Source organism: Geodermatophilus sp. SYSU D00708 (assembly GCF_054050115.1).
Genome location: NZ_JBJGYS010000018.1, coordinates 17,080 through 29,184, shown reverse-complemented (window position 1 = coordinate 29,184; position 12,105 = coordinate 17,080). Strand labels below are relative to the sequence as shown.

Here is a 12,105-nt window from a genome sequence, read left to right as displayed (position 1 = left end):
CACGCCCACCGTCCGGACCTCCCCCCGACCCGGAGGAGCGGCCATGAGCACCACCCTGGAACGCAGCCGCGAGGACGTCCGGCCGCCCGGCCCCCCGCCCGGCGGAGCCCTGCGGCGGTCGGCCGACTGGGCGCGGCGGGCGCCGCTCCTGCCGGCGCTGGTCTTCATGATCATCGTGACCCAGCTGCCCTTCGTGGTCACGCTGGTCATCTCGTTCATGAACTGGAACGCCTACTACCCGGACGAGCGCGGCTTCGCGGGCTTCGGCAACTACGCGGACGTGCTGACCGACGTCGCCACGCGCGACGCGATCATCGTGACCATCGAGCTGACCGTGGTGGTCGTCCTGGTCAGCCTGGTGCTGGGCCTGGTCATCGCGCTGCTGCTGGACCGCAAGTTCCTCGGCCGGGGTGCGGTCCGGACGATGATGATCACGCCGTTCCTCGTCGTCCCGGTCGCCGCCGCGCTGCTGTGGAAGCACGCGCTGTTCAACCCGGAGTACGGCCTGCTCAACGGCGCCCTGACCTGGATCTGGGGGCTGTTCGGCTCCGACAGCCCACCGCAGCCGGACTGGATCACGATCGCGCCGCTGGCGTCGATCGAGATCGCCCTGATCTGGCAGTGGACGCCGTTCATGATGCTGATCCTGCTGGCGGGCCTGCAGAGCCGGCCGCTGGACGTGATCGAGGCGGCCCGCATCGACGGCGCGAGCAGCTGGCAGATCTTCCGCTACATGACCTTCCCGCACCTGCGCCGCTACCTGGAGCTGGGCGCGCTGCTGGGGGCGATCTACATCGTGCAGACCTTCGACGCGGTCTTCGTCATCACCTCGGGCGGGCTGGGCACCGCGAACCTGCCCTACACGATCTACCAGACCTTCTACACCGCCCACGACTACGGCCTGGCGTCCGCCGCAGGCGTCATCACCGTGATCGGCACGATCATCATCGCCACCCTGGCGCTGCGCACGGTGTCGACGCTGTTCCAGGAGGAGAACGCGCGATGAGCTCGGTCACCGACGTCGCCCCGGTCCCCGCCACCCGCACGACGGAGGGGCAGACCCGCCGGCCGCGCAAGCCCCGCGGCGGGCTGGTCCTCGGCCTGCTCGCCTGGCTGATCGGAGTGCTCTTCGTGCTCCCCGTGCTGTGGATGGTGCTCACGTCGCTCCACAGCGAGGAGGCCGCCGCCACCAACCCGCCCTCGGTCCTCGCGCCGCTGACCCTGGAGGGCTACCGGACGTTCTTCGGCGTCGGCACCGGCACCAACCCCTGGCCGTCCCTGCTCAACTCGCTGACCGCCAGCATCGTGTCCACGGTCCTCGTGCTGCTGCTGGCCATCCCGGCGGCGTACGCGCTGTCGATCCGGCCGGTGCGCAAGTGGACCGACGTGATGTTCTTCTTCCTGTCCACCCGGATGCTCCCCGTCGTGGCCGGCATCCTGCCGATCTACCTGTTCGCGCAGTGGAGCGGGCTGCTGGACAACATCTGGCTGCTCATCGTGCTCTACACCTCGATGAACCTGCCGATCGCGGTCTGGATGATGCGGTCGTTCCTCGCCGAGGTCCCCGTGGAGATCCTCGAGGCGGCCGCGATGGACGGCGCGGGGCTGCTGCGGACCCTGCGCCAGGTCGTGGCGCCCATCGTGCTGCCCGGGATCGCCGCCACCTCGCTGATCTGCTTCATCTTCAGCTGGAACGAGCTGCTGCTGGCGCGGACCCTCACCGGGACCCGGGCGCTGACCGCGCCGGTGTACCTGACCGGGTTCGTGACCAGCCAGGGGCTGTTCCTGGCCCAGATGTGCGCCGCGGCCTTCGTGGTGTCCCTGCCGGTGCTGGTCGCGGGCTTCGCCGCCCAGGACAAGCTGGTGCAGGGCCTGTCCCTGGGCGCCGTGAAGTGAGGGCCGCAGCCCGGCGGGAGCCGGAGCCCGTGCAGGCCGTCGTCCACCCGGGGGCGTGACCCCGGTCCACCCAGCGAGGAGACCCCCATGGCGTCCGTCACCTACGACAAGGCGAGCCGGATCTACCCGGGCGCCGAGCGCCCCGCGGTGGACGCGCTCGACCTGGAGATCGCCGACGGTGAGTTCCTCGTCCTCGTCGGCCCGTCCGGGTGCGGCAAGTCGACCAGCCTCCGGATGCTCGCCGGCCTGGAGGACGTCGACCGCGGCAGCATCCGCATCGGCGACCGGGACGTCACCCACGTCAAGCCCAAGGACCGGGACATCGCCATGGTGTTCCAGAGCTACGCCCTGTACCCGCACATGACGGTGGGCGACAACATGGGCTTCGCGCTGAAGCTCGCCGGGAAGAGCCGGGAGGAGATCTCCACCCGCGTCGCCGAGGCCGCCAAGATCCTCGACCTCGAGCCGTTCCTCGACCGCAAGCCCAAGGCGCTGTCCGGCGGCCAGCGGCAGCGGGTGGCGATGGGCCGGGCCATCGTGCGCCAGCCGCAGGTCTTCCTGATGGACGAGCCGCTGTCCAACCTCGACGCCAAGCTCCGGGTGCAGACCCGCACCCAGATCGCGGCCCTGCAACGCCGCCTGGCCACCACCACCGTCTACGTCACCCACGACCAGGTCGAGGCGATGACCATGGGCGACCGGGTGGCGGTGCTGCGGGCCGGGGTCCTCGAGCAGTGCGACACCCCGCTGCGGCTCTACCAGGAACCGGCCAACGTCTTCGTCGCCGGGTTCATCGGCTCCCCGGGGATGAACATCGCCGAGTTCCGGCTCGAGGACGGGCACGCCGTCCTCGGCCGGGCCCGCCTCCCGCTGTCCACCACGACCCTGAGCGCGCTGTCCGCGGAGGGCGCCGACACCGTGGTCGCCGGCTTCCGGCCGGAGTCCCTCGACCTGGTCTCGGAGAGCGACCCCGGGGCGTTCCCGGTCGAGGTCGGCGTCGTGGAGGAACTCGGCTCAGACGCGTTCCTCCACGGGCGGCTGCCCGAACTGGCCCAGGACGCCGGGGACATCAACGAGAACCTCGTCGCCCGGGTGGACCCCGGCCGGCCGCCCGCGAAGGGGGACCTGGTGTACCTGCGGATCCAGCCGGGCAGGGAGCACCTGTTCTCTCCGTCGACGGGCCAGCGGCTGCCCGCCTGAGCCCGGCAGCAGGAGGAGGAGAGCCGTGCCACCGCTGAACGCGGGGTCCCTGCCGACCCTGGCCGGCACCCTGCCCGTGCCGACGTACGACCGGTCCCGCGTCCGGCCCGGGATCGTGCACCTCGGGGTGGGGGCGTTCCACCGGTCCCACCAGGCGGTGTACGTCGACCGCCTCCTGCAGCAGGGCGGCGCGGAGGACTGGGGCATCTGCGGCGTCGGCGTCCTGCCGGCCGACCGCGGGATGGCGGAGGTGATGGCGGCCCAGGACTGCCTCTACACCCTCGTCGTCAAGAACGCGGACGGGTCCTACGAGCCGCAGGTCATCGGGTCGATCGTCGAGTACCTGCTGGCGCCGGAGGACCCCGACGCGGTCGTCGAGAAGATGGCGGCCGAGACCACCCGGATCGTCTCGCTCACGGTGACCGAGGGCGGCTACAACATCTCCGCGGTGACCGGGGAGTTCGACGCGACCGCGCCCGACGTCGTCGGCGACCTGCGGCCCGGCGCCGCGCTGCGGACGACGTTCGGGCTGGTGACCGAGGCCCTGGTCCGCCGTCGGGAGCGCGGGCTGGCCCCGTTCACCGTCGTCTCCTGCGACAACATCCAGCACAACGGGGACGTCGCCCGGCGGACCTTCGGCGCCTTCGCCGCGCTGCGCGACCCGGACCTGGGCGCGTGGGTCGAGCGGGAGGTGCCCTTCCCCAACTCGATGGTCGACCGGATCACGCCGGCCACCACGGACGAGGACCGGGCGGAGGTCGCCCGCCGGTTCGGGATCGAGGACCGGTGGCCGGTCGTGTGCGAGCCGTTCACCCAGTGGGTCCTGGAGGACCGGTTCGGCCTCGGGCGCCCGCCGCTGGAGGACGCCGGCGTCCAGGTCGTCGCCGACGTCGACCCCTACGAGCGGATGAAGCTGCGGCTGCTCAACGCCGGCCACCAGGGGCTGGCCTACCTCGGGCGGCTGGCCGGCTACGAGCTGGTGCACGACGCGGCGCAGGACCCACTGTTCCAGCGGTTCCTGCTCGGCTACATGGAGGAGGAGGCGACGCCGACCCTCCGGCCGGTCCCCGGGATCGACCTCGACCACTACCGGCGGGACCTGATCGCCCGCTTCTCCAACCCCCACATCCGGGACACCCTCGCCCGGCTGGCCTTCGACGGCTCCGAGCGGCTGCCGAAGTGGCTGCTCCCGGTCGTCCGGGAGAACCTGGCCTCCGGCGGCGAGATCCGGCGGTCGGCCACGGTCGTCGCGGGCTGGGCCCGGTACTCGGAGGGCGCGGACGAGCAGGGGCGGCCGATCGAGGTCGCCGACCGCCGGCGCGACTCGCTCCGGGCGCGCGCCGTCCGACAGCGGGAGGACCCGCTGGCCTTCGTCGCCGACCGCGACCTGTTCGGCGACCTCGTGGACGACGAGCGGTTCACCGCCGCCTACCTGGCCGCCCTCACCTCGCTGCACGAGCGGGGGGCCCGGGCCACCCTCGAGGCCGTGGTCGCCGGGCCCCTGCCCTCGCCGTCCCCGTCGGTCGGCGGTCCGGGGCGCTGACCCGGCGGCTGCCGTCCCCCCTTGTGCGCGCGGCCCGCCTCCGGGGAGGCGGGCCGCGCAGGGGAGAGGGTCAGCCGGGAGCCGGCCGGGCGGTCACCGCCCGGCGGCGACCGGCTCGTGCTGCTCGGCCGGGGCCGGGGCGGCCTTCTCCAGGGCCGCGCCCTCGACGTCGAGGACGGGCAGCCAGCGCAGCCAGCGGGGCAGCCACCAGGCCGCCCGGCCGAGCAGCGCCAGCGCGGCGGGCACGAGCACCATGCGGACGACGAACGCGTCGACCAGGATCCCGGCCGCCAGGGCGAAGGCGATCGACTTGATCGTGGCCTCCCCGGCGGGCACGAACCCGGCGAAGACCGAGAACATGATCAGCGCCGCGGCCACGACGACCGGCGCGGCCTGCCGGAAGCCGGTGCGGATCGCGTCCAGCGGCCGGGCGCCGTGGCTGTGCGCCTCGTGCATCCGGGAGACCAGGAAGATCTGGTAGTCCATCGCCAGCCCGAACAGGATCCCGATGACCAGGATCGGGGTGAGGCTGATCAGCGGGCCGGTGCCGTCGAGGTTGACCACGTCGGCCAGCCAGCCCCACTGGAAGACCGCCACCGTGGCGCCCAGCGACGCGCCGATGGTCAGCAGGAAGCCCAGGACGCCGACCAGCGGCACCAGCAGCGAGCGGAAGACCAGCACGAGCAGCACCAGCGCCAGGCCCACGACCAGGGCGAGGTAGACCGGCAGCGCCTCGTCGAGGCTCTGCGCGACGTCCACGCTCACCGCGGTGGCGCCGGTGACGGAGGCCTGCGGCCCGTCGGTGCCGGCGAGCAGGTCGCGCAGCGCGTGCACGAGGTCCTGGGTCTCCTGGCTGGTCGGCCCGGACCCGGGGACGACGGTGAGCAGGGCGGCGCTGCCGTCGGCGTTGGGCACCGACGGGGCCACCAGCACCACGTCGTCGAGGTCGGCGATCGCGGCGCTGACCCGGGCAGCCGCCTGCGCCGCGCCGTCGCCGTCGAACAGCACGGTGAGCGGGCCGGTGAAGCCGGCGCCGAAGCCGTCGGCGAGCAGCTGCTCGGCCCGGGCCTGGGTGGAGCCCTCCGGCGGGGACTGCACGAGCGTGGTCTGCATCGAGAACGCCGGGATCGCGACGACCCCGAGGGCCACGACCGCGAGCAGCAGGGAGACCACCCGCCGGCGGGTGACCGTGGTGATCCAGCCGTCGAGGAACCCGCGGCGGCCCCGCGCGTGGGCGGGGTGCCGGGCCTCGTGCGCCCCGGCGGCGCGCTGCCGGCGGGGCAGCGCCCGCGCGCCCAGGAAGCCCAGCGCGGCCGGCACCAGGGTGAGCGCGACGAGGACGGCGGCGACGATGGTCGCGGCCGCGGCGAGGCCCATCTGCGTCAGGAAGGGGATGCCGACGACGGACAGCCCGGCCAGCGCGATGACGACGGTGAGCCCGGCGGTGACCACCGCGGAGCCCGCGGTGCCCACGGCCGTGGCGATCGCGGTCCCGGTCTCGGCGCCGTGCCGCAGTTCCTGCCGGTACCGCGTGACGATGAACAGGGCGTAGTCGATGCCGACCGCCAGGCCGAGCATCGCGGCGAGGATCGGCGTGGTCGAGGACAGGTCGGCGAACCCGGTCACGATGGTGATGCCGAGGACGCCGATGCCGACCCCGACCACCGCCGTCAGCAGGTTCATGCCCGCGGCGATCAGCGAGCCGTAGGTGACGGCGAGGACGACCAGGGCGATGACGACGCCGATCGCCTCGGCGGGGCCCCCGACGTGCGGGGGCGACTGGACGGCCTCGCCGGTGACCTCGACGGTCAGCGCACCGCTGCCGGCGGACTCGACGGCCGCCACCAGGGCGTCCTGCTGCTCGGGGGTCACCTCGCCGGGCAGGGCGTCGTAGGTGACGGTGCTGTAGGCGGTGGTCTGCTCGGCGTTGACCGCCGGCGCGGCCGGGTCCAACGGGTTGCTGGCCGAGGCGATGCCCGGCAGCTGTGCTAGCTCGCCGACCAGGTCGCCGACGGCCGCAGCGTTCTGCGGCGTGGTCAGCGTCTGGCCGTCCGGTGCCTGCAGCACGACCCGGGCGGTGGCCCCGCCGCCGGCGCCGAACTCCTCCCCGATGCGCTCGAGGGCGATGGTCGACTCCTGCCCGGGGATGGAGAAGCTGCTCGACGTCTCCCCGGCCAGGGTGGCCGCGCCCGCGCCGCCGGCGACCAGGACGGCCAGCCAGACGAGGACCACGGCCCATCGGTGCCGGTGCGAGAAGGCACCGAGTCGGGACAACAACACAGCCATGGGGGATCAGGCCTCCACCTGGTCGGGGTCGGGTAGCGCGGAGCCGGGACGGCGGGAACCGAGCGCGTCGAAGCACGTGGCGACGATGTGCTGGCGCCACGCGGTGGTCTGGTCGGCGGAGTGCGCCGCGAGGGTGAGCACGGCCAGCGCGCCGAGCGCGCCCAGCGCCCGGACCAGCCGCTGCTGCTCGGTGGTGGCCGGGTCGACGCCGAAGGCGCGCAGCACCAGCTCGGCGACGGCGTGCTCGGGGCCGGCGGCGTCGGGCTGCGTGGTCGGCCCCAGCATGAGCGCGACCAGCCCGGGGTGGGCGAGGGCGACGTCGACGAGCACCTCGACGGCGCGCCGGTCGCGCTCGGCGCCCACCGGCAGGTCCTGCACCTGCTCGAGCACGCGCCGGCCCAGGGTGGTGGCCTGGGCGAGCACCGCCTCGTGCAGCGCGTCCTTGCTGGGGAAGTGGTGCAGCAGGCCGGCCTTGGACAGGCCGACGGCGCCGGCGACGTCCTGCAGCGAGGTCTTGGCGAACCCGCGGCGGGCGAAGAGTGCGGCGGCGCGGTCGAGGATGCCCTCGTCGATCTGCTGCCGGAACGGTCGGGCCACGAGGACAGGTTAGGCGCAACCGACCGTTCTGGTCGGTGATCCGACCGATTCGGTTGGGTGTCGTGCCTCACCCGTCCCAGGAGGGCTCGGGAAGGGGCCACGGGGCGTTGACCGGCGCCGGGCGCCACCCCGAGCCTGGACGCCGACCCCGCTCGCCGCGGGGCCGTCGCCCTGCGGAGGAGCCGCTGCGATGACCTCGTCCACCGGAGTGCACCTGGGCCTCGTCGGCACCGGGCGGATCGGCGCCATGCACGCCCGCACCCTGTCGGCCCTGCCTGACGTCGCGCGGCTGACGCTCACCGACGCCGACCCGGCGCCGGCCCGGCGGCTGGCCGCGGAGCTCGACCTCGACTGGGCCCGGAGCGTGGAGGAACTGATCGCCTACGGGGTCGACGGGCTGGTCGTGGCCGCGGCCACCCCCGCGCACCCGGCGCTGATCCGCGCGGGGGTCGATGCCGGCCTGCCCGTGCTCTGCGAGAAGCCCGTCGCGCCGGACGTCGCGGCCTCGCTCCCGGTGCTCGAGCACGTCCGGGCGGCCGGCGGCGTCGTCCAGATCGGGCACCAGCGCCGGTTCGACCCCGGCTACCTGGAGGTCCGGCGGGCCCTCCGGGCCGGCGAGCTGGGCTGGGTCCACAGCATCCGCGCGGTCACCTGCGACGCCGCGCCGCCCCCGGTGGCCTTCCTCGCCACCTCGGGCGGGCTGTTCCGGGACGTCAGCGTGCACGACTTCGACGTCCTCGCCTGGGTCACCGGCCGGCGGATCGCCGAGGTGTACGCGATGGGGAGCAACAACGGCGACCCGGCGATCGGGGAGGTCGGCGACGTCGACACCGCCCTGGCGGTGTGCACCCTCGACGACGGCACCCTGGCCACGGTCACCGCCTCCCGCTACAACGGCGCGGGGCACGACGTGCGCCTGGAGGTCCAGGGGTCGCGGGGCAGCCTCGTCGTGGGCCTCGACGAGCACGCCGCGCTGCGCTCGGCCGAGCCCGGCGTGACGTTCCCCGGCGGCCGGCCGCACGCGACCTTCGCCGAGCGATTCGCCGCGGCCTACCGGGCGGAGGCGCAGGCCTTCGTGGAACTGGTGCGGGGCGAGCGCGACAACCCCTGCACGCCTGAGGAGGCCGTGGCCGCCTCCCGCGTGGCCGACGCCGCGCAGGAGTCGCTGCACACCGGCCGGCCGGTGCGGGTCGCGGCCGACCCGGTGTCCGCCGGCGCGTAGCGCGCGGGGGAGTGGCACGGCCGCTGATGACCCCGGGTGCTCCCGGGGCCGCCGGTCGGGGCCGTGTCGCTGCTGCTGGGCAGGCAGGCCGCTGAGGAGGACCCTTGACGCTCCTGGTGAGCCGTGTCACATTGGCGCATGTCACTATGTCCGGACATAAGGACGGCACGAGGACCCCGGTCCCACGGCTGAGCGCTCGACCCGACGTCCCGGACGGAGCAGGTCACCAGCCCGGTGGCCAACCCGACGAGGAGACACCCATGAGGACCAGCCGTAGGTCGCTGAGAGTGGCGGTGGCCGTGGCCGCCGCTGCCACGGCGCTGGCCGCGTGCAGCAGTCAGGGGGGTGCGCAGAACGAGGCCGCCCCCGGCGAGGGCGAGGACTTCACCATCGCGATGGTCACCCACGAGGCGCCCGGCGACACGTTCTGGGACAAGATCCGCGCCGGTGCCGAGGCGGCGGCCGCGAACCTCGGCATCACCCTGAACTACTCCAACAACCAGGACGCCGGTGAGCAGGCGACGCTGATCCAGAACGCCATCGACAGCGGGGTCAACGGCCTGGCGACCACGCTGCCCACGCCCGACGCGATCGGGCCGAACGTGCAGAAGGCGGTCGACGCGGGGATCCCCACCGTCGCGTTCAACGCGGGCATCAACGACTACAAGAACTACGGCGTCACGATGTACTTCGGGTCGGACGAGGACCTCGCCGGGCAGACCGTGGGCACCAAGATCTCCCAGGAGAGCCCCGGCCACACGGTGTGCGTCATCCAGGAGCAGGGGCAGGTGCAGCTCGAGGCCCGCTGCGCCGGGGTGGTCAAGACCAACCCCGACACCGAGATCCTCTACGTCAACGGCCGGGACCTGCCGGCGGTGCAGCAGACGATCGGCGCCAAGCTCCAGCAGGACGCCAGCATCGCCAACGTCGTCACGCTCGGCGCGGACATCGCCCTGGCGGCGCAGCAGGCCAAGACCGACTCGGGAAGCCAGGCCAACGTCGTCACCTTCGACCTGAACGCCGACGTCGCCGAGCAGATCGACAGCGGCGGGATCCTGTTCTCGGTCGACCAGCAGCCCTACGTGCAGGGCTACATGGCCGTGACGGCGCTGTGGCTGAACCTCACCAACGGCAACGACATCGGCGGAGGCGGCCCGGTGCTCACCGGCCCGTCGATCGTCGACTCGGCCAACATCGGCCCGATCGTCGAGTACGCGAACAACAACACCCGGTAAGCCCGCTCGGGGGAGCCGGGGGCGGACCCCGGCTCCCCCGGATCCTCCCCGCCTCCCTGGAGCAACCATGAGTTCATCCGTGGCGACCAAGCCCACGGTGCCGGCGGCCACCCCGCCGGGGCGCGCCGAACGATCCCTGGTCTCCCGCGTCCTCTCCCGGCCCGAGATCGGCGCGCTGGCCGCGGCGATCGTGATCTTCGCCTTCTTCTGGGCGGTTGCCCCGCCGTTCCGGACGCTCCCGGCGCTGGCGACGGTCCTCTACGCCTCCTCCACGATCGGCATCGTCGCCGTCGGTGTGGCGCTGCTGATGATCGGCGGCGAGTTCGACCTGTCCGCCGGCGTCACGGTGACCACGACGGCGCTCGCGTCGGCGATGATCTGCTACCAGTTCAGCCTGAACATGTGGGTCGGCGTCGTCGTCAGCCTGCTGATCGCGCTGGCGATCGGGTTCGTCAACGGCTACCTGGTGATGAGGACGGGGATCCCGAGCTTCCTCATCACCCTGTCGACGTTCTTCATCCTCCAGGGCATCAACCTCGGCGTCACCAAGCTGGTCACCGGGACGGTCGCCACCCCGAACACCAGCGCGCTGGACGGCTTCGGCGCCGCGAAGGCGGTCTTCGCCTCCGACATCCCGCTCGGCTTCATGACCGTCAAGGTCACCGTGCTCTGGTGGCTGGTGTTCGTCGCCATCGGCACCTGGCTGCTGCTGCGCACCCGGACCGGCAACTGGATCACCGCGGTCGGTGGCAACCAGGCCAGCGCCCGCGCGGTCGGCGTGCCGGTTCGCGCCACCAAGATCGGCCTGTTCATGGGCGTCTCGTTCCTGGCCTGGTTCCTCGGCATGCACCTGCTCTTCAACTTCAGCACGGTGCAGGCGGGCCTCGGCGTCGGCAACGAGTTCATCTACATCATCGCCTCGGTCGTCGGCGGCGCCCTGCTGACCGGCGGCTACGGCTCGGCGGTCGGCTCGGCGCTCGGCGCCTTCATCTTCGGGATGACCACCCAGGGGATCGTCTACGCCGGCTGGGACCCGAACTGGTTCCGCACCTTCCTCGGCGTGATGCTCCTGCTCGCCGTCCTGGTCAACCTCTACATCAAGAACTACGCCGCCCAGAGGAGATGACGACGTGACTGACACCATCGCCGAGCACGCCGCAGCCGACCTGCACAAGGGCGAGCCCCTCGTCGAGATGGAGGGCGTCGGCAAGACCTACGGCGCCATCCGAGCCCTGGAGGGCATCAACCTCAAGGTCAACGCCGGCGAGGTGGCCTGCGTGCTGGGGGACAACGGCGCCGGCAAGTCCACGCTCATCAAGATCATCTCCGGGCTGCACGCGCACAGCGAGGGCACGCTCCGGGTCGACGGCCAGGAGCGGCGCTTCGGCTCGCCCCGCGAGTCCCTCGACGCCGGGATCGCCACCGTCTACCAGGACCTCGCCGTCGTCGGCCTCATGGAGGTGTGGCGGAACTTCTTCCTCGGGTCGGAGATCCGCAAGGGCAAGTATCCGATGGCGCCGCTGGACATCAAGGCCATGCGGGAGATCGCCGACGAAGAGCTGCAGAAGATGGGCATCGTCGTCAAGGACATCAACCAGCCGATCGGCACGCTCTCCGGCGGCCAGCGGCAGTGCGTCGCCATCGCCCGCGCGGTGTACTTCGGCGCCCGGGTGCTGATCCTCGACGAGCCGACGGCGGCCCTCGGCGTCAAGCAGTCCGGGGTGGTGCTCAAGTACACCGCCGCGGCCCGCGACGCCGGCCTCGGGGTCGTCTTCATCACCCACAACCCGCACCACGCCTACCTGGTGGGCGATCACTTCATCATCCTCAAGCTCGGCCGCCGGGTGCTGGACAAGAAGCGGTCGGAGGTCACGCTGGAGGAGCTCACCACCGAGATGGCCGGCGGCCAGGAGCTCGCCGAGCTCTCCCACGAGCTCAAGCGCTGAAGAAGGACCCCCTGCCCCCGCGGCGCCCGTCCTCCCGCACCGGGAGGGCGGGCGCCGTCGTGTCCGGTCTGTCTGGCTCGATACGCGGCGATCATGGAGTTGGCGCGGTGACACGCCGCGGTCGGCGCGCGTGTCGCTACCGCCGCTCCATGATCATCGTCCGGGGCCTGCGCGGCCCGA

Annotated in this window: 10 protein-coding genes; 8 read left to right on the top strand and 2 right to left on the bottom strand. The window is 72.8% G+C overall.

Annotated features, from left to right (window positions below):
• The first annotated feature begins 43 nt into the window (after positions 1 to 43).
• The 4 genes from ACI79D_RS15905 to ACI79D_RS15890 all read left to right on the top strand — a co-directional run bounded on the left by ACI79D_RS15905 (position 44) and on the right by ACI79D_RS15890 (position 4,639).
• Complete coding sequence (locus ACI79D_RS15905) at positions 44 to 1,006, top strand: carbohydrate ABC transporter permease (RefSeq protein ID WP_456919409.1); 963 nt, start codon at positions 44 to 46, stop codon at positions 1,004 to 1,006.
• Positions 1,003 to 1,896, top strand: a complete 894-nt coding sequence (locus ACI79D_RS15900; RefSeq protein WP_456919408.1) for a carbohydrate ABC transporter permease — start codon at positions 1,003 to 1,005, stop codon at positions 1,894 to 1,896. The genes ACI79D_RS15905 and ACI79D_RS15900 overlap by 4 nt, the downstream gene beginning before the upstream one ends.
• Before the next feature lie 87 nt (positions 1,897 to 1,983).
• On the top strand, positions 1,984 to 3,096 hold the full coding sequence (locus ACI79D_RS15895; RefSeq protein WP_456919407.1) for an ABC transporter ATP-binding protein: 1,113 nt from the start codon (positions 1,984 to 1,986) through the stop codon (positions 3,094 to 3,096).
• Between the two features lie 25 nt (positions 3,097 to 3,121).
• Entirely contained in the window at positions 3,122 to 4,639 is a 1,518-nt protein-coding gene (locus tag ACI79D_RS15890; protein ID WP_456919406.1) for a mannitol dehydrogenase family protein, read from the top strand.
• A gap of 93 nt (positions 4,640 to 4,732) precedes the next feature.
• Here the strand turns inward: ACI79D_RS15890 and ACI79D_RS15885 are convergent, their stop codons facing one another.
• Entirely contained in the window at positions 4,733 to 6,871 is a 2,139-nt protein-coding gene (locus ACI79D_RS15885; protein WP_456919405.1) for an MMPL family transporter, read from the bottom strand.
• A 60-nt stretch (positions 6,872 to 6,931) separates the two neighbouring features.
• The gene (locus ACI79D_RS15880) at positions 6,932 to 7,522 is read right to left on the bottom strand and encodes a TetR/AcrR family transcriptional regulator (RefSeq protein ID WP_456919404.1); all 591 of its coding nucleotides are present in this window, start codon (positions 7,520 to 7,522) and stop codon (positions 6,932 to 6,934) included.
• A 190-nt stretch (positions 7,523 to 7,712) separates the two neighbouring features.
• Here ACI79D_RS15880 and ACI79D_RS15875 point away from each other — a divergent pair, with 190 nt between their 5' ends.
• The 4 genes from ACI79D_RS15875 to ACI79D_RS15860 all read left to right on the top strand — a co-directional run bounded on the left by ACI79D_RS15875 (position 7,713) and on the right by ACI79D_RS15860 (position 11,925).
• A complete protein-coding gene (locus tag ACI79D_RS15875; RefSeq protein WP_456919403.1) occupies positions 7,713 to 8,744 on the top strand; it encodes a Gfo/Idh/MocA family oxidoreductase in 1,032 nt (343 codons plus the stop codon).
• A 260-nt stretch (positions 8,745 to 9,004) separates the two neighbouring features.
• The gene (locus ACI79D_RS15870; protein WP_456919402.1) at positions 9,005 to 9,979 is read left to right on the top strand and encodes a substrate-binding domain-containing protein; all 975 of its coding nucleotides are present in this window, start codon (positions 9,005 to 9,007) and stop codon (positions 9,977 to 9,979) included.
• 67 nt (positions 9,980 to 10,046) lie between these two features.
• On the top strand, positions 10,047 to 11,105 hold the full coding sequence (locus tag ACI79D_RS15865) for an ABC transporter permease (protein WP_456919401.1): 1,059 nt from the start codon (positions 10,047 to 10,049) through the stop codon (positions 11,103 to 11,105).
• A gap of 4 nt (positions 11,106 to 11,109) precedes the next feature.
• Positions 11,110 to 11,925 (top strand): ATP-binding cassette domain-containing protein, encoded by an 816-nt coding sequence (locus ACI79D_RS15860; protein ID WP_456919400.1) that lies wholly within the window; start codon positions 11,110 to 11,112, stop codon positions 11,923 to 11,925.
• Positions 11,926 to 12,105: the final 180 nt, after the last annotated feature.